The sequence below is a fragment of the Nonomuraea sp. NPDC003560 genome (assembly GCF_042878785.1).
Lineage (GTDB): Bacteria > Actinomycetota > Actinomycetes > Streptosporangiales > Streptosporangiaceae > Nonomuraea.
Window position 1 is genome coordinate 480,410 of sequence record NZ_JBIAOF010000003.1, and the last position, 17,756, is coordinate 498,165.

The following is a 17,756-nucleotide window of genomic DNA, read 5'->3' on the forward strand; positions in this document are numbered from 1 at the left end:
AACCACGGGCGGACCCCCTCAAACCGACGGACCACGAGCCGCCTCCTCCACACCCCACAAGGGACTCCCCCTCGCCGTCGCCCTTCGCGAAAGGCCCGACCTGACCATGGACCAGCAGCTCACCCGGACCGCCCGCCAAGCCTGGCGCCGCCTGGAACCCGTCCACGGGATGATCTACTTCGTCCCCGAGGCCACCACCCGGTACGCCGCCCTCGGCCTCACCGGCATGTCCGGATATTTCACCTCACGCTCCGCCCCCTTGGGCCCCGCCCCCGCCGACCTCGTCATCGCCACGTTCTACAACTTCAACCCCGACCTCGTACGCCGCTCCCTCCCCTGGGACAAGGTCACCCCCGCCCAGGTCCTGCAAGCCCGCCGCGAAGCCGCCGCCGAAGGGCTCCGCCGGGCCGCCGTCCACGAGCTGCCCGACCTCGTCCCCGTACTCACCCTGGCCAGGCGCGCCGCCGAGGCCGCCTGCGACCACCCCCAGGGCCGCCCCCTGTTCGCCGCCCACGCCGCCCTCCCCTGGCCCGACGACCCCGTCCTCCAGCTCTGGCACGCCCAGACCCTCCTGCGGGAGTTCCGCGGCGACGGCCACGTGGCGACATTGCTGGCCGAGGGCATCACCGGCCTCGAAGCCCTCGTCCTGCACGCGGCCAGCGGCGAGGTCGCCAAGCCGTTCCTCACCATGAGCCGCGCCTGGCCCCCCGACCAGTGGGCCCACGCCGAGACCACCCTCCGCGCCCGCGGCCTCCTGACCGCCGACAACGACCTGACCCCCGAAGGCAAGTCCCTGCGCCACCACCTCGAAACCCGCACCGACACCCTGGCCATGCCCGCCTACGGCGCCCTGGGCGAACCCGACTGCGAACGCCTCGCCGCCCTGGCCCGCCCCTTCGGCCGCCGAGTGGTGGACGCCGGCCTCCTCAAGCTCCCCTGATCACCTGCGCCCGGCTTCCTCCCCGACGGCCGTCACCTGGAGGCCGGACGAGGAGACCACGGATCTGGGCGAAGCATGACGTTACCGATACCCCGTCAGGGGAAGATCGCCGGACATGTCGGAGACACCACCACCCCAGAGCCAGCCGTACCCGGGCCGTACGGACGAGATGTCCCCCGAGCCGCGCGACGAGATGCGCGGTTACGAGGGCAGGGACCTGCTGGCGGGCAAGAAGGCGCTGATCACCGGTGGCGACTCGGGCATCGGCCGGGCGGTGGCGGTGGCGTTCGCCAAGGAGGGCGCGGACGTCGCCATCGCCTACCTCGACGAGCACGACGACGCCAACCACACCCGCGGCCTGGTCGAGCAGGAGGGACGGCGGTGCGTGCTGCTGCCCGGCGACCTGGGCGACCGCGACCACTGCGCGACGGTCGTGGAGCAGGCGGTCTCCGAGCTGGGCGGCCTGGACGTCCTGGTCAACAACGTGGCCTACCAGGCGCCGGTCGACTCCCTGGAGGAGCTGACGGACGAGCAGTGGGAGCACACGTTCGCGGTCAACATCCACAGCTACTACCGCGTCACCAAGGCCGCGCTGCCGCACCTGCGGAAGGGCAGCGCGATCGTGAACACCTCCTCGATCAACGGCCTGCGCGGCAACAAGACCCTCATCGACTACGCCGCGACGAAGGGCGCGATCAACGCCTTCACCTACTCGATGGCCCAGAACCTGGTCGAGCGCGGCATCAGGATCAACGCCGTCGCCCCCGGCCCGGTCTGGACGCCGCTGATCCCGGCCACGATGCCGGAGGAGAAGGTGGCGAAGTTCGGCGATCAGGTGCCGATGAAGCGGGCCGCCGACCCCGACGAGATCGCCCCTTCGTACGTGTTCTTCGCCGCCGACCGGCTGTCCTCGTACTACACGGGCGAGGTGCTGGCCCCGATCGGCGGCGAGACGCTCCCGGGCTGACCGCGCAGGTCAGAGGTAGATCGAGCCGCCCTTCCCGAGGAACTCGGCCGCCTTGTCGGCCATGCCCGCCCGCACCTCGTGGCTGAGCTTCATCGAGCAGAACTTCGGGCCGCACATCGAGCAGAAGTGCGCGGTCTTGGCGGGCGCGGCCGGCAGGGTCTCGTCGTGGAAGGCGCGGGCGGTGTCCGGGTCGAGCGACAGGTCGAACTGGTCCTCCCAGCGGAACTCGAACCGGGCGTCCGACAGGGCGTCGTCCCACGCCTGGGCCTGCGGGTGCCCCTTGGCCAGGTCCGCCGCGTGCGCCGCGATCTTGTAGGTGATCACGCCGGTCTTGACGTCGTCGCGGTTGGGCAGGCCGAGGTGCTCCTTGGGGGTGACGTAGCAGAGCATGGCGGTGCCGTACCAGGCGATCATGGCGGCGCCGATGCCCGAGGTGATGTGGTCGTAGCCGGGGGCGATGTCGGTGACGAGCGGGCCGAGGGTGTAGAAGGGCACGTCGTCGCAGAGCTCGCGCTGCAGGTCGACGTTCTCCTTGATCTTGTGCATGGGCACGTGGCCGGGACCCTCGATCATCACCTGCACGTCGTGCGCGTGCGCGATCTTGGTCAGCTCGCCCAGGGTGCGCAGCTCGGCGAACTGGGCCTCGTCGTTGGCGTCCGCGATCGAGCCGGGGCGCAGCCCGTCGCCCAGCGAGAACGTCACGTCGTAGCGGGCCAGCAGGGCGCACATCTCGTCGAAGTGCTCGTACAGGAAGCTCTCGCGGTGGTGGGCCAGGCACCAGGCGGCCATGATCGAGCCCCCGCGCGAGACGATCCCGGTCTTGCGGCGGGCGGTCAGCGGGACGTGCGCCAGCCGCACCCCCGCGTGCACCGTCACGTAGTCGACGCCCTGCTCGCACTGCTCGATCAGGGTGTCGCGGTAGACCTCCCACGACAGCGCCTCGGGTCGCCCGCCCACCTTCTCCAGCGCCTGGTAGATGGGCACGGTGCCGACCGGGACGGGCGAGCTGCGGATGATCTGCTCGCGGGTCTCGTGGATGTTCGGCCCGGTGGACAGGTCCATGACGGTGTCGGCGCCCCACCGGGTGGCCCAGGTCATCTTCTCGACCTCCTCCTCGATCGAGGAGGTGACGGCGGAGTTGCCGATGTTGGCGTTGATCTTGACCAGGAAGTTCCGGCCGATCGCCATCGGCTCGGACTCCGGATGGTTGACGTTGGCGGGGATGACCGCCCGCCCGGCCGCGACCTCCTGCCGGACGAACTCGGGCGTCATCCCCTCCCGGACGGCCACGAACTCCATCTCCTTGGTCACCACGCCGCGCCGCGCCGCGCCGAGCTGGGTGACCGGCGACCCCCACGCCGAGCGGTCGGTACGCGACGGCCCCGAGGTGTCGTAGAGCCGCACCGACGTGCCGTTCGACAGCCTGACCTCGCGCATCGGCACCTGAAGGTCACCGATGTAGATCTTGGAAAAGCGCGCGTCGCTCATCGCGCAAACTCCCTTCGCCGGCATTATCCGGAGCAGGTTCTGGCGGTCGGCGGCTGACAGCCGTCCTCTCAGCCCGGTCCGCACCGGGCTCCCGCGTTGGTCATCGCGATCATAACCCCGCGCGTGGCAGGATCAAGGGGATGTCCGATCCCATTGCGCACACGACCGCCACCTACGACCGCATCGCGCGCCAGTTCGACGAGCAGGTCGCCGATCCGTCACCCTCGATCGTGGCCGTCCGCGACCGGTTCGCCTCAGCCCTGCCCGCCGGGGCCACGGTCGCCGACCTGGGATGCGGCCCGGGGCGCGAGTCGGCCTGGTTCGCCGGACGCGGCCTGACCACCGTGGGCGTGGACCTGTCGATCGAGATGGCCAGGCTCGCCGCCGGGCGCGGCGTGCCCACCGTCCTGGGCGATCTGCGACGCCCGCCGCTGTCGCCGGCGTCCCTGGACGGCGTCTGGTCGGCCGCGGCCCTCGTGCACGTGCCGTCCGAGCAGACCGAGGCGACGTTGCGCGCCTGGCACGCGGCGCTGCGCCCCGGCGGGGTGCTCGCGCTGATCACCGCCCTGGGCGACGGCGAGGGCTGGGAGCCGGTGCCGTACCGGACGGAGTACGAGCGCTGGTTCGTCCACCGCGACGCGGGCGACCTGCTCGCGGTGCTGGACGCGGCCGGGTTCGCGGTCGCCTGGCACGAGACGAACGTCACCCACCGCACGTGGTTCAGCGTGCTGGCGACAGCGCGCAGCTCTCCCCAGCCCTAGTCTCCAGGTCGAGCGCGAAGCCGGGGCCGCGCAGCCGGGCGGTCCCGCCGCGCGCCGACGACAGCCTGACCTCGACCGGCACGCCGTGCGCCCAGGTCACCCCGACGGTGAAGCCGCCGCGGGCGCGCAGCCCGTCGAACGAGCCCGCGCGCCAGGCGGCCGGCAGCGCGGGCAGCAGCTCGATGACGCCGGCGTGGCTCTGGAGCAGCATCTCGGCCACCCCGGCGGTCGCGCCGAGGTTCCCGTCGATCTGGAACGGCGGATGCGTGTCCCACAGGTTGGGCAGCGTGCTGGCGCGCAGTTGCCCGCCCAGCATGCTCAGGGCGCGGTCGCCGTCCTTGAGCCGGGCCCAGAAGTTGACCTTCCAGGCCATGCTCCAGCCCGTGCCGCCGTCGCCGCGCGCTTCGAGGGTGGTGCGCGCCGCGGCCAGGTGCTCGGGGGCGGTGAGCTGCGTCCCGGGGTGCAGGGCGTAGAGCTGGGAGACGTGCCGGTGCCGGTCGGACGGGTCGTCGAGGTCGGCCTTCCACTCCTGGAGCTGCCCCCAGGACCCGACCCGCAGCCCGGGATCGAGCCGGTCGGCCGCCGTGCGCAGCCGTCCGGCGAACTCGGCGTCCACGCCGAGCGTGCGCGCGGCCGCGGCCGTGCAGGCGAACAGGTCCCGGACGATCTGCTGCGGCATGGCCGCGCCCGCGGTGAAGTCGCCGTGCTCGGGCGAGTAGGCGGGCGAGACGACGAGGCTGCCGTCGCGCGCGTCGGGACACAGGTTGGCCAGCCAGAACTTGGCGGCCTCGCGCATCGCCGGATAGGCGTGCCCGCGCAGGTAGCGCTCGTCGCCGTCGAACAGGTAACGCTCGTAGAGCTGGCGCACCAGCCAGCCGGCGGCGTCCGGCATCCAGAACGACGTGGGCCAGTCGTGCACGCCCGTGAACCCGAACGGGTTGGTGTTGGAGTGCACCACCCACCCCGCGGAGCCGAACATCGACCGCGCGGTCTCGCGTCCGGGCGTGCGCAGCCCCGCCACGAACTCCTGGTACGGCACCGCCGTCTCGGCCAGGTTCGCCGGCTCGGCGGGCCAGTAGTTCATCTGCAGGTTGATGTTGGTGTGGTAGTCGGACTCCCAGGGCGGCGAGTTGGACGCGTTCCACACCCCCTGGAGGTTGGCCGGCAGCGAGCCGGGGCGGGAGGAGGCGATCAGCAGGTACCGGCCGTACTGGAAGTACAGCGTCTCCAGGGCTTTGTCGGACGGGGTTCCGGCGCCCTCGTAGGCGGCCAGCAGGCGGTCGGTCGGCAGGTCGGGCATGCGCTGGCCGAGGTCGAGGCGGACCCGGCCGAACAGCGCCCGGTGGTCGGACTCGTGCTCGGCCCGCAGCTCGGCGTACGGCCGCCGCGCCGCCGCGTCCACCGCCGCCGTGACGCGCGCCGCCGGGTCCGGGCCGCGGTAGCCGGGGTGGACGGGCGCGTAGTCGGTGGCCGCCGAGAAGACGAACACCGCGCTGTCGGCGCCCGTCACCACGACGCGGTCGCCCTCGTCCGTACGGGTGCCGCCCTCGGTCAGCACCTGGACCTGGCCCTCGTACACCAGCCCGTTGTCGGCGAGCACGCCCCGGACGCGCAGCCGTCCGGCTTCGGCGGTCACTTCCTCCCCGCCGTCATGCGCGGTGCCGAAGCGCAACGTGAACCCCACCCGTCCCGGACGTCCCGCCGTCAGCCTGCCGACGATGACGTGCGCCGGGTACGAGGCGAAATATTCCCTGGTGAGGACCACACCGTCGGCGTCCTCGTACGTCACGGCGGCCACCGCCGTCTCCAGGTCGAGCGTGCGCCGGTAGCCGCCGGAGAAACCGCCGGTCACGTCGAGCAGCAGCTCGCCGAAGTTCTGGTACGCCCCGAAGCCGGGAATGTGCCCCACCGTGCTGTAGGACGGGTTCCCCAGGATCGCGGCCACCTCCTCCGGCGCCATCGACCCCCGCTCGTCGATGACCCGCCGCACCGCCTCCACAGCGCCGGGACGGTCCGCCGGCCAGTTGCCGGATCCACCGGGCTCCGCGCTGCCCGGACCGCCGGTCCACAACGACTTCTCGTTGAGCTGGACGCGCTCGGTCTCAAGCGTCCCGAACACGCAGGCGCCGAGTGCTCCGTTGCCGATCGGCAGGACGTGTCCTTCCCAACGGGGGGCGGGCTCGTCGTACCGGAGCGTCAGCATGGCGATCAGCCTAAGGTTTGGCGATCGCCCCTGGCGGTACGGACTCCCTCAGGGGAACTATGATGAAGATCGCCGCTGTGGCCGCGATCGTGGCTCTCGCCACGATCGGACCGGCTGCCGCCTCTGGGGACGGCATCGAGCAGCAGGAAGTGAGCAAGCAGCAATACCGGACGCTGACCGCCCAGTGCCGCTACGCCGACACACCGGCCCTGCGCCAGAAGTGCAGGCAGGCGGTCAAGGACAACTACCGTATCGGCCGGCGCAACCGTTCACTCGACTGCCGGACGTACTCCGGCGTGACGGTCTGCGGCGAACTGCTCCTCAGCAAGACCGAGCGCGCGTGCATCGACGAGTCCACCAGACAGGGCTTGGCCTATCGCCGCGCCGAAGTGGAATGTTACGTGGCCTGACCATGATCGTCGCAGGTGTCGACGGCTCGCCGACCGGACTGCTGTCCGTCGACTGGGCCGCCAAGGAGGCAGTGCTGCGCGGGGTGTCGCTGACCGTGGCCCACGTGGTGCCCGACTGGGTCTGCCGCCCGATCTCCGGCCGGTACGCGGAGGTGGGCAAGTGGATGCGCGACGGCGCCAAGGAGGTGCTCGCGGCCGCCGAACGGCGGGCCCGCGAACTGGGCGCCGAGGTGACCACGGAACTCGTGCCCGGCGATCCCCGCGCCGCGCTGATCAAGACCGCCGAGCAGGCCGACCTGCTCGTCGTCGGCAGTCGTGGCCTGGGCGGCGTACGCGGGCTGCTGCTCGGCTCGGTCGCCCACGGGGTGGCCGCGCACGCCCAGACGGACGTCGTCCTGGTCCGCGATCCGCCCGCCGTTCCGCGCGGTGAGCTGGTCGTCGGCGTCGACCGTTCCGAGGGCAGCCTCCGCGCGCTGAAGTTCGCCTTCGCCGAGGCCGAGCTGCGCGGCGCCAGGCTGCGCGCGGTGGAGGCGTTCGCCTGGCCGCGTCCCTCGGGCTTCGGGCCCGCTGATCCGGAGGCCGAACGCGAGACCCGCGAGGCCCTGCGGACCTTCCTCGCCATACCCCGCCAATGCCATCCCGGCGTGGAGGTGATCGAGGACGTCGTGCACGGCCATCCCGTCGAGGTGCTGCGCGAGGTGGCGGCCGGGGCCGACCTGCTGGTCGTCGGCAGCCGGGGCCACGGCACGCTGAAGGGCATGCTCATCGGCTCGGTCAGCCAGGCCATGCTGCACCACGCGCCCGGCCCGCTCGCGATCGTGAAAGCCACCTCCGCCTAGCGGACGTTCCCGCAGGCCACCGCCTTCACCGTCCCCCCTGCCTCCGGCCGCCCTGCCTCCGGACGCCCTGCTCCGGACGCCCGCCGGTGGTTAACCGGCGGCCGGCACCGCCGCCGCCACGATGGCGGCCACGCGGGGCGCGGCCAGGCGCACGTAGTCGTCGGTGGCGAGCGCCAGTGAGCGGTCGAGGCGCGCGGCGTTGAAGTAGATCTCCGGCAGTTCCAGCAGCGAAGGATCGACGACCAGCTCAAGGCGGGGATCATGGCTGAACGGCAACACCGTTCCGCTGACGCTGCCCGCCAACTCCTCCGCCCGGTCCTTGTCGGCGAAGGCCACGTACGTGCCCTCCAGCAGCCCCTTGACCGCCTGCAGATCCAGCCGCGCGTCCCCCGGCACGACGGCCAGCACGTGCCGGGTGCGCTTCTTGCCGATCTTGACCATCACGATCAGGCACTTGGCCGCCTGCTCGACGCCGTGCCCGCGCAGGGCGCTCACCTGCTCGGTACGCCCCTCCGCCGGATGGTCGATCACCCGGTACCGCGCCCCACCGGCATCGAGATCGGCGATCAGCCGCTCGTAGGCGTCCGGCCGCCGGTCGGCGTCAGGGCCTTCGTCGGCGTCGGGACGTTCGTAGGCGTCAGCCGCGTCACCAGTCACTGCTCAACATCTCCTTGGCCTTGGCGATCCGGCCCTCGTCGCGCTGGTAGAACACCCACTGCTTGATCTTCGTGCCCCGGATCAGCCCCGCCTGGGCCAGCACCTTGAGATGCTCGCCGCACGTGGGCCGGCTCACGCCCAGCTTCTCGGCGATGAACAACGAACAGACGCCGTCGCGTACGAGATCGCCGTCACGCTGCGGGCCGAAGTGCCGCTCGGGGTCGCGCAGCCACTCAAGGATGAGCAGCCGTTTGTCACTGGCCAGCGCCTTGACCAGATCCACATCCACCGAGCCAGTATGGCAATAAGCTAATTACCTGTCCACGCCCGGCCCCCTGGACCGCATGGCCCCCACCCGTACGGCCCCGGACGCCTGCACCACCGCCCGTACGACCTCAGGATGCCTGCACCACCGGCGCACCTTCGCTGGCCTGCACCAGGACGAACCCCTGCCCCCGGAACGCCAGCTGCATGGCCTCGCCGCTGCCGCGCCCGATCAACGCCCCGACCTTCATCGTGCGGTTGACCCCGACCTGCAGCCCCGTGCTCCAGCACACCGCCGCCTGCCCGTCCACGAACGTCGGCATCCGCGCCACGTCCAGCAACACCGGCGTGCCGTGCGTGGTCACCGCCACCCACCCCGTACCCGTCACCGTGGTGTTGAACAGCCCACCGGCCGCGACTCCGGCCCCCTGCACCCGCTGGATGTCCCATCTGAGCTCCGGCCCGAACGCCAGCAGGTTCCGCCCGTTGACCGTCAGCCCCTCGTTCTCCAGGTAGAAGAGGTGGATGTCGTCGGCGTTGTCGGCCAGATAGAGCTGCCCCTGGCCGCGTACCCGCATCAGGGAGGCCCCCTCCCCCGTCACGGCCTTCTTCAGCAGCCTGCCGAGCCCGCCACCCTCGTAGTCGAAGTCCATCTGCCCCTGGAAGGCGACCATGGACCCCTGCTTGGCAAGCACCTCGTGCGGCAACTGGACCCGCAGCATCTTGCTGTTCTCCAGCGCGAACCCGCCGGGAAGCGGCTGGCCGGCCAGGTTGCCGAAGATCGAACTACGCACGTCGCGCCTCTCACGTCGATGGTCGTCGCCGCCGACGTGCATCCGGAGCCGGCCCGGGCGGCGTCATCTCCGCCGCTCCCACCACCTCCGGCACACCACTCCGGCGCCGTTCTACAACCCCATCAACTCGGCGCCCCGGACGCGAGTTCCCGCACCACCTGAATGAGCTCGGCCGGATCGAACGGCTTGGTCAGGTACGCGTCGACCCCGATCCCCAGCCCCCGCCTCCGGTCGTCGTCCTGCGCCCGCGCGGTGATCAGGACGACCTTGATGTGACTGGTCGCCTCCTCCGTACGCAACTTCTCCGCCGTCGCCCACCCGTCGAGGCAGGGCATCATCACGTCCAGCGTGATCACATCCGGCATGACGTCCATCACGCGATCCAGACAGTCCTGCCCATCGGTGGCGGTCGACACCTCGAACCCCTCAAGGTTCAGGTTGACCGCGATGAGCTGCCGGATGACCTCGTCGTCATCCACGACCAGTACTTTGCCAAGAACGTCGCTCACGGGCGCAAAGCTAGCCCGTAGCGGGCCGGTCACGTGGGGTTTTCGCGGGATGCGTTCAAGGAGCGTTATCTGGTGCCGAGTGGTCCCCGGATGCTGATAGCCTTATCACTCGTCGCCCCCTTAGCTCAGGGGATAGAGCACCGGCCTCCGGAGCCGGGTGCGTAGGTTCGAATCCTACAGGGGGCACAAGATCTTGACCGGCGGCTCAGGCCGCCGACCAGGGCGAACATCATGAGTACGGGCGGGCCTCCCGTCTCACGAGGTCCCCCGTCTGTTCGCGTTGCAGCTCGCCATCCGGGGACTAAGTGTGGACCAGATCGAGCTTCCATCAGCCCGCCCGCGGTAAGGCAGTCCATGTCACCCAGCGGCTGATCGCTCGTCGCCACCGTGATCATGGCCAGTCACGCCCGGAGTGACCTTCAACTGCTCCAGAGGCCATCAACCACTTGTTACGCATGTGGCATGTTGGTCCGTCCGCGTTCGCCTCCGACCGCGGCGAGGCTCAGCGGGAGATCGGATCTAGCTGCGCCGATGCCCACACAAAGGTTTCCAAGTCCGGATTACAAACCTGCTCACTGCCTTCGGCTGCAAAAATAACAAGCTCCAGCCGGAGGACGTTCTTGACAGATATGTCAATAGGGATTGCCTTCCCAGCCCGTTCGGCCACCTTGCTGAATAGACGCTTCCCGTCGCCATATACGGCAAATGTCAGCGGAATCTCCTCGGGAGAATCATCGGCGAGACCCGCCAATACGCGAAGTCGCTCATATTTTCGGCCTATGACATATGCCTGCAATACCGGCCGACCTAATTCGAAGCAGAATGGGACGAGCAGGGCTTGTTCGTATGACTGAGCGTTCAAATTGGCCGATCCGATCCCAAACGCCTCCTGCACTGGGGTAAGCCCCAAGAGGGGTACGGCCGGCGAAGCAGTCGCGCTAACCCTAGGCACTGCGGAGCTAGAGCTAGCAGGCTCATTCGAGTGGTCCTCCACAGGAGAATTCGAATCCCTACTCGAGTGGGGATCGCTCAAGACTGGCGCGGTAACCGTCACCGTAGCAGCTGGAGTTGAAGCCTGGGCTCCAACTTGTATCCATCCCGTAGCCATTGCGCCTAATGCTGTGACAACGGTACCCGCGAATCCAATTCCCGCCGTCCAATACGCCAGGCGGTTCTTTCGCCGTTCCGCCTCATCTGTCGAGCGATCAGAAGGACTAGTTGGATGCTGATTCACGGCGACAGGGTAGCAAAGGCCTTCTGCCAAATCACCAAGTCGCTCAAAGTGATATAGATGCCTTATGTCCTCATATGTAGATAGATCTACATGTCCGACACCGGATGACCGATTAGAGCTGGGTGTTGTAGCGGTAGTCCGTTAGATCAAAACTACGGACAGGGGCACGCTGCAAGGGCTTCCGATGAGGGAGCCAAGCGATGACCGAGCCCACACCGTCTCCGCCCGCGCCAGGTCCATGGAGGAGACGCAGCCAGGTTGATGACGTGTTCATGCATCTGAAGCAATGCGGGTTCCCGGGAGCGCAGCAGCGACAGCATCTTCGTCCGAGTCGTGGCGAATCGAAGCGGGTCAATGCCCTGGTGGGCGGAGTTGCCATTGATCGAAGCCCAGGCCCAGGGCCGGCCAGCATAGGTGATCCACCCGAGCCGACGCCTGCCAGCGCGCCCTGGCACCAGCGGCAGCATGTCCGTCAGTTTCCTGGCGGCTGGCGTCTAAGCCACATCGCGATCAGCAGGTAGATGACCACATGCGCGGGGATTAGCGATGCCAGCGCTACAACCGCAACCGCATCCGTCAACCACCCCGGCCATCTGTGCCGTCCGGCAGATCATCGGGTGCGCCTACCCAGCGATGACCATCTGACCGGCACTGAGACCACGACAGGCGACACCAGGCGAAGGGATCGCAGCGACACCCACCCAAGCGGACGTTGAGGGGGAGGGGCGTCCCAGCCATCGTGGACCGGCCGTGGACCAACCAGCTCGCGTTGGGCAGCACCCGGCGTATATCTGCAGGTGAACAGCGCACACTCCGCTACATCCGCATTCCTCTCAGGAGCCGGGTGCTTGGCAGATCTGGCGAGGCCGACACCAGCCAACCTGAAGGCCGGGCAGGAAAGCATGGTCACACCGTGTTGCTTTTGTCCGGCGCTACCGTACGGCGCCTTGTGAGAACGCCACCAATGGGCAGATGAGGTTCCCCGCCACGTTAGCCGGCCAGGCCGCCCTTCCCGAGGCTGCGCGGGTATGGCACGTGAGTATCGCCATTGCGCAGGTGAGCCAGGGCGGGCAGCGCCCATCAGGCCGGGTCGAACCGTCGACGACAGCAGCTCCGTTCTGTGCACTGAACGCGGCTGCGCGCAGCCAGATGAGTCAGGGTGAGGCCCGGCAGTGAATCCCTCCGGCGTGCCCCTCTACCGACGAGGCTCTGCAGCATCTTGCGGGTCCGTGGACATGCTGGATTCGGCGCGCGGTCGGTTTGGGGGATGACTTTCTCGCTTTGCCGCGAAGCGGGACACAGCGGGAGGGGCGTGTCAGTATGACCATGGGTCCCCTCCAAGGAGTGTCCAATGTGTGACGATGTGTTACTTCCTGGTCCCGTATCCGCCGCCCTGGCCGATTACCGTGCGCTCCGTGACGCGCACGGTCCCTGTTGGGGCGAGCCGTCTCTGTCCTACGTCGTCCAGGCATGGGCGACCGTCTTCCTCGACCGCCGTTACAACTTCTACACCACCGGACTGCGCCAACTGGCCGAGCGCCACCCCGACCTGCCTGCCGCCGAGCTGGAGGATCACCTCGGCGAGGTGGACGCCGACCGGGTGGTACGTGACGCGCTCGCCGGCGACGTCGTGGACAACCTGCCCGTGCTGCGCCTGACGCCCGGCGGTCACGCGGTGGCGGCCGTCACGCGAATCGTGCTGGAGGACGAGCCGTTTCGTACGGCGTTGCTGCTCGACTCCAGCAGGGACGAACCGGTCACCGTGCTCGTGGACGACACCCCTTGCACGGTGGAGGCGCGCGGGGCCAAGGTGGTCGAGGTCGCCGAGTCCGTCGTCGTCGAGGGGCAGCCGGTCGACCTGACGCCGCTGAGCAGGCGGGTGGCGGCGGCCGGCGTGCGGTTGCGCGCGGGGTTCCCGTGCCGGTGGAGCGTGACGAGCGCGAGCGGCCAGGGCTGGTACCCAGAAGGCGCGCCGCCCAAGCTGGACGCGCACCGCCGGCCGTTCTTCCACGGCGACGACCTCGTGGTCCGCGTCCCCGCCGAGCCCGTCACCGTGACCGTGGCCAGGGGGATGGAGTACGGCACCGCCGAAGTGACCGTCACTCCGCAGGCCGGCGCGGAGACGCTGGTGGAGCTGACGCCCGAACGGCTGTACGACGCGGCCGCCCGCGGCTGGTACGGCGGCGACCTGCACGTCCACCTCAACTGGATGGGCGAGGAGCCCGCCGCGCCCGAGCTGGCCGCCGCCGCGCAGCACGGCGAGGACCTCCACGTGCTCAACCTGGTGGCGGGCAACGTGGCGAGCGAGCGCGTCTACGACGCGGAGGCGCTGGAGCAGTGGGTGGGCAAGGACCTGCCGTGGTCCGACGACCGGCACCTGGCCAGGATCGGCGTCGAGTTCCGCAACGACGTGCTCGGCCACTGCACGGCGTTCGGGCTGCGCGGGCTGCCGAGCCGCTACCACACGGGCTTCGGCGGCACGGCGGACTGGCCGCCCAACGCGGCGGCGTGCGAGGAGCTGAGGGCACTCGGCGGGATCGTCTCCTACGGTCACCCGTTCCACACCGCGTTCGGCGACGACGACCCGCCGGACGTCGTACTCGATCGCGGACGGTCCTGCGCGGCCAGGGAGATCGTGGCCGACGCCGCACTGGGTCTGATCGACTCGCTCGATGTGCTCAACCACTCCTCCGTCCTGGCCACGGCGGCCGTGTACCGCCGTCTCATCGGCGCGGGCAACAGGCTGGCGGTGACGGCGGGGACCGACGCCGTGCTGTCGTTCTGCCGCCGCGGCACCGCCTCCGCCCCGCCCGGCTGGGAGCGTGTGTACGCCAACGTCGCCGGCCCCCTCACCGCCGAGTCCTACGCCGAGGCGATCCTGCACGGTCGTACGTTCGCCACCACCGGGCCGTGGCTGGAGCTCACGGTGAACGGGCACGGCCCCGGCGACACGCTGGAGCTGCCGCCGGGCCAGGAGGTGGAGATCGTGGTCTCCACGATCGGGCCGGAGGTCGAGGAGCTGGAGATCCGTACCGCTGCGGGCGTGCTCGCGCAGGGGCCTCCCGGGCGGCTGGTGGCCACGATGGCGGCGGACGAACCGACGTACGTGGTGGCTGTGGCGACCGGCGGGCCGCACCCGCGCTCCCAGCACCGGCGCGGCGCCTACGCCCACACCAGCCCTGTGTACCTCGACGTCGCGGGCGGCCGCGTGGCCAGGGAGGCGGACGTGCGCTGGTGCCTGGCCTGGCTGGACCGGCTGGAGTCCATCCTGCGCGAGTCCGGCCGCTTCGACACCTCGGCCCAGGTGGACGACCACCTGGCCCTGTACGAGCAGGCCAGGCACATCTACTGCACCCGCCTGCCCTGACCCCCGCCCCACGGCCGGTCGTGCAGCGAGGGGGCGGGGGCGACGGACTGGCGGGGTCCGGCGGCGGTGCGCAAAGCAGGCGGGGCGACCGGGGTGGCGGGGTGCGGTGGTGGTGTGTGGAGGGTTGGGTGGGAAGGTGGCTGGGTGCAGATCTCCCTCCTCGGCCCGGTCGCGGCCGCGTCCGACGACGCCTCCCCCATCGACATTCCCGGCGTGCGTCTGCGGGTGCTGCTGGCGCGGCTCGCGTTGGAGGCCGGCCGGCCGGTGTCGGCGGACGCGCTGATCGACTGCGTCTGGGGCGAGGAGCCGCCGGCCGGGGCCGTCAACGCGCTGCACGGGCTGGTCTCCCGGTTGCGCAGGACGCTGGGCGGGCCGGAGTCCGTGGAGCTGGTGGCCGGCGGCTACCGGCTGCCGTTGCGTCCCGAGGACGTGGACACCCACCGGTTCGAGCAGCTCGCCGGGCGGGCCAGGCGGGAGCTCGCGGCAGGCCGGCCGCGGGAGGCCTCCTCCCTGCTCCGCGCCGCCCTGGAGCAGTGGCGCGGCGACGCGCTGGCGGACGTGCTGGAGGCGGCGTTCGCCCGTAACGTGGCGGCGCGGCTGGAGGAGTTGCGCGCCACCGTCGCCGAGGACTTCTTCGACGCGGAGGTGCGGCTCGGCCGCCACTCCGAGGTGCTGGCCGACCTGCGGGTCGCGGCCGTCGCCCGGCCGCTGAGCGAGCGCCTGGCCGAACTGCGGATCCGGGCCCTGTCGGCCGCCGGACGCCAGTCGGAGGCGCTGGCCGTGTACGACGAGGTCCGCGGCAGGCTCGGCGACGAGCTGGGCATCGACCCCTCGCCCGAGCTCCGCGCGGTCCACCTCGCCCTCCTGCGCGGGGAGCTGAGCCGGCCCGCCGTACGGCCGCAGGCCGCGTCCAACCGGCTCCCGGCCAGGCTGACCACCTTCGTCGGCCGGGAGCGTGAGCTCGGCGAGCTGACCCTGCTGCTCGCCGAAGCGCGGCTGGTGACGATCGTCGGGCCGGGCGGCGCGGGCAAGACCAGGCTGGCGCTGGAGGCCGCCGAGCGCGTCGGGGACCGGGCGTGGTTCGTCTCGCTCGCCGGGGTGACCCGTCCGGACCAGATCGCCGACGCGGTGCTCAGCGCCTGCGGCGGCCTGTTCGAGGGCGGGTTCAAGCCGCAGGCTCCCGCGCCCGCCCGGCTGGCCGCCCAGCTCGACGTCGGCCCCGCCGTGCTGGTGCTGGACAACTGCGAGCACCTGGTGGAGGCGGCCGCCGAGCTCGCCGAGCAGCTGCTCGGCCGGCTTCCGCAGCTGCGCGTCCTGGCCACCGGCAGGGAGGCTCTGGCGATCGACGGCGAGGCCCTGTGCCACCTCGGCCCGCTCGGCCTGCCCGTGCCGGACGCGGACCTGGCCGAGGCCGCCGAGTCGGACGCCGTGCGGCTGTTCGTCGAGCGGGCGGGCAGGGTGCGCCAGGGGTTCGCGCTCGACCGGGCCACCCTGGGGCCCACGGTGGAGATCTGCCGCCGGTTGGACGGCATGCCGCTGGCGCTCGAACTGGCCGCGGCCAAGCTGCGGGCGATGACCGTGACGCAGATCGCCCAGCGCCTGGACGATCGGTTCCGCCTGCTCACCTCGGGCAGCAGGACCGCGCTGCCGCGCCAGCGCACGCTGCTCGCGCTGGTGGAGTGGAGCTGGGACCTGCTGGAGGAGCCCGAGCGGGTGCTGGCCGCGCGCCTGGCCGCCTTCCCCGGCGGAGCCGACCTGGCCGCGCTGGAGGCGATCTGCTCCGACGCGTCCCTGCCCGCCGAGGACATGGTGTACGTCGCGGGCGCGCTGGTCGAGAAGTCCATGATCCAGCAGGTCGGCGACAGGTACCGGATGCTGGAGACCGTCCGCGCCTACGCGGCGGCCCGGCTCGCCGAGCCGCCGGTCGGCGACCGTTTCCGCGGGTACTTCCTGGCGCTGGCCGAGGAGAACGAGCCGCTGCTGCGCACCCGGGACCAGTTGCGCGCCGTCGAGGTCTTCGACGCCGAGCACGACAACCTGGTCGCCGCGCTGCGGGCCGCCATCGGGGCGGGCGACGCGGCCACGGCCGCCCGGTTCGTCAGGTCCATGATCTGGTACTGGGGCATGCGCGGGATGTCCACCGAGTCCGACGCGTTCCTGAGCGAGGTGCTGGCCTTCGGCGACGAGTTGCCCGACGACGTCCGTGCCGCCTTCGAGGTGGTACGGGCGACGGCGGGCCGGCGGGGCGGGCCGGAGGTCCGGGAGAGCCTCAGCCGTCCCGGGGTGACGAAGATCCACAACGCGCTGCCGTTGCTCCGCCTGTCCAGGCTCACCACCCAGGACGCCGGAGACCTGGAGGCCCTGGACTCCCCCGACCCGTGGGTGCGCGCCAGCGCCCGCTGGGCCTACGACTTCCTGCTCACGGAACAGGGCGACCAGGAGACCGGCGCCCGCCACAGGGACGAGGCGCTGCGCCTGTTCGAGCAGGTCGGCGACCGCTGGGGCCTGGTGATGAGCCTGGTACGGCAGAGCCGCGTCCACGGCCTGCGCGGCGAGCACGAACACGCGGTCGCGGCCTGCGAGCGCGCCGTCGCGATCGCCGCCGAGCTGGGCACCGAGGAACACCTGTTCATCACCAAGTCGCATCTCGCCCAGAACCGCATGCGCGGCGGCGACCTGGACGGCGCGCTGCACGACATCCGCGCCGCGCGACGCGTGGGCCGCGAACACGGCCACCGGCGGCTGGCGGCCAGCATGCTGTTCCCGCTCGCCGAGGTGCACCGCCACGCCGGCGACCTGGGCCGGGCCCATGAGGTCGTGGACGAGCTGGAGACGGTCGTCCACCGGCTGCCCGGCCCGCCCGAGCTGAACGGCGACGTGATCGTGTCCTCCCGGATGGCCGTCCTGGTGACCGAGGGGGCGGCGGAACGGGCGCGCGAGCTGCTGCCCCGCGCGATGCGCGGCGTGCTCGGGCACACCAACGCCAACGCCCTGGCCCGCGCCGCGGAGCTGCTGGCCAGGCTGCTCGGGCTGGAGGGCGATCCGGCGGGGGCCGCGACGGCGCTCGGCATGAGCCACGTGATCAGGGGCGTCTTCGACGAGGGCGACCCCGATCTGCGGCGGCTGGTGCCCGTCCTGGCGGGGCGGCTCGGCGACGCGGGTTACCGGGAGGCGTACCGGCGTGGCGCGGACCTGCCGCGGCAGGAGGCGATCGACCGGCTCATGACCCACTGCGCCGATCCGGCCGGGTCCGCTCCCCCGGGTGACCTTCCGCGTCCCGGGCGGAGTTGACCGGGCGAGGCGCGGTGGTCGCCGGTCGGCTC

General features: G+C 71.0%; 14 protein-coding genes, 1 tRNA gene and 1 riboswitch. Of the genes, 8 read left to right on the forward strand and 7 right to left on the reverse strand.

All coding sequences use genetic code 11. From position 1 onward, the window contains the following. The first annotated feature begins 106 nt into the window (after positions 1–106). Positions 107–940, forward strand: a complete 834-nt coding sequence (locus ACFYUV_RS13170) for a hypothetical protein (RefSeq protein WP_387668323.1) — start codon at positions 107–109, stop codon at positions 938–940. Positions 941–1,055: 115 nt separating this feature from the next. Further along, positions 1,056–1,907, forward strand: a complete 852-nt coding sequence (locus tag ACFYUV_RS13175) for an SDR family oxidoreductase (protein ID WP_387668325.1) — start codon at positions 1,056–1,058, stop codon at positions 1,905–1,907. A gap of 9 nt (positions 1,908–1,916) precedes the next feature. On the opposite strand, the gene thiC is transcribed toward ACFYUV_RS13175, so the two are convergent. Beyond that, positions 1,917–3,395, reverse strand: a complete 1,479-nt coding sequence (gene thiC, locus ACFYUV_RS13180) for a phosphomethylpyrimidine synthase ThiC (protein WP_387668328.1) — start codon at positions 3,393–3,395, stop codon at positions 1,917–1,919. Further along, positions 3,388–3,500: riboswitch (TPP riboswitch) on the reverse strand. Its footprint overlaps the gene before it by 8 nt. A gap of 35 nt (positions 3,501–3,535) precedes the next feature. On the opposite strand from thiC, the gene ACFYUV_RS13185 reads away from it, so the two are divergent. Next, the gene (locus ACFYUV_RS13185; protein ID WP_387668331.1) at positions 3,536–4,156 is read left to right on the forward strand and encodes a class I SAM-dependent methyltransferase; all 621 of its coding nucleotides are present in this window, start codon (positions 3,536–3,538) and stop codon (positions 4,154–4,156) included. Here ACFYUV_RS13185 and ACFYUV_RS13190 read toward each other — a convergent pair. After that, positions 4,116–6,359 (reverse strand): glycoside hydrolase N-terminal domain-containing protein, encoded by a 2,244-nt coding sequence (locus ACFYUV_RS13190; RefSeq protein ID WP_387668333.1) that lies wholly within the window; start codon positions 6,357–6,359, stop codon positions 4,116–4,118. The genes ACFYUV_RS13185 and ACFYUV_RS13190 overlap by 41 nt on opposite strands. A 59-nt stretch (positions 6,360–6,418) precedes the next feature. Here ACFYUV_RS13190 and ACFYUV_RS13195 point away from each other — a divergent pair, with 59 nt between their 5' ends. Further along, positions 6,419–6,769: a hypothetical protein gene (locus tag ACFYUV_RS13195; protein ID WP_352349714.1), complete on the forward strand. Its 351-nt coding sequence runs from the start codon at positions 6,419–6,421 to the stop codon at positions 6,767–6,769. A gap of 2 nt (positions 6,770–6,771) precedes the next feature. Then, the gene (locus ACFYUV_RS13200; protein ID WP_387668336.1) at positions 6,772–7,608 is read left to right on the forward strand and encodes a universal stress protein; all 837 of its coding nucleotides are present in this window, start codon (positions 6,772–6,774) and stop codon (positions 7,606–7,608) included. Between the two features lie 90 nt (positions 7,609–7,698). On the opposite strand, the gene ACFYUV_RS13205 is transcribed toward ACFYUV_RS13200, so the two are convergent. From ACFYUV_RS13205 to ACFYUV_RS13220, 4 genes are all read right to left on the reverse strand, one after another. After that, positions 7,699–8,265 carry a YbaK/EbsC family protein gene (locus tag ACFYUV_RS13205; RefSeq protein WP_387668339.1) on the reverse strand — a complete coding sequence of 189 codons (567 nt, stop codon included), beginning with the start codon at positions 8,263–8,265 and terminating at the stop codon, positions 7,699–7,701. Beyond that, positions 8,255–8,554, reverse strand: a complete 300-nt coding sequence (locus ACFYUV_RS13210) for a winged helix-turn-helix domain-containing protein (RefSeq protein WP_352349708.1) — start codon at positions 8,552–8,554, stop codon at positions 8,255–8,257. Before ACFYUV_RS13210 ends, ACFYUV_RS13205 begins: the two co-directional genes overlap by 11 nt. Before the next feature lie 106 nt (positions 8,555–8,660). Beyond that, on the reverse strand, positions 8,661–9,323 hold the full coding sequence (locus ACFYUV_RS13215; RefSeq protein WP_358283169.1) for an AIM24 family protein: 663 nt from the start codon (positions 9,321–9,323) through the stop codon (positions 8,661–8,663). 122 nt (positions 9,324–9,445) lie between these two features. Continuing rightward, a complete protein-coding gene (locus ACFYUV_RS13220; RefSeq protein ID WP_352349704.1) occupies positions 9,446–9,832 on the reverse strand; it encodes a response regulator in 387 nt (128 codons plus the stop codon). A 114-nt stretch (positions 9,833–9,946) separates the two neighbouring features. On the opposite strand from ACFYUV_RS13220, the gene ACFYUV_RS13225 reads away from it, so the two are divergent. Then, positions 9,947–10,018 (forward strand) — tRNA-Arg (locus ACFYUV_RS13225). A 316-nt stretch (positions 10,019–10,334) separates the two neighbouring features. On the opposite strand, the gene ACFYUV_RS13230 is transcribed toward ACFYUV_RS13225, so the two are convergent. Beyond that, on the reverse strand, positions 10,335–10,727 hold the full coding sequence (locus ACFYUV_RS13230; RefSeq protein WP_387668342.1) for an NPCBM/NEW2 domain-containing protein: 393 nt from the start codon (positions 10,725–10,727) through the stop codon (positions 10,335–10,337). Positions 10,728–12,417: 1,690 nt separating this feature from the next. Between ACFYUV_RS13230 and ACFYUV_RS13235 the strand changes: the two genes are divergently transcribed. Both ACFYUV_RS13235 and ACFYUV_RS13240 read left to right on the forward strand, forming a co-directional pair. Then, a complete protein-coding gene (locus ACFYUV_RS13235; protein ID WP_387668344.1) occupies positions 12,418–14,433 on the forward strand; it encodes a CehA/McbA family metallohydrolase in 2,016 nt (671 codons plus the stop codon). 144 nt (positions 14,434–14,577) lie between these two features. After that, positions 14,578–17,724 (forward strand): BTAD domain-containing putative transcriptional regulator, encoded by a 3,147-nt coding sequence (locus tag ACFYUV_RS13240; RefSeq protein WP_387668347.1) that lies wholly within the window; start codon positions 14,578–14,580, stop codon positions 17,722–17,724. Positions 17,725–17,756: the final 32 nt, after the last annotated feature.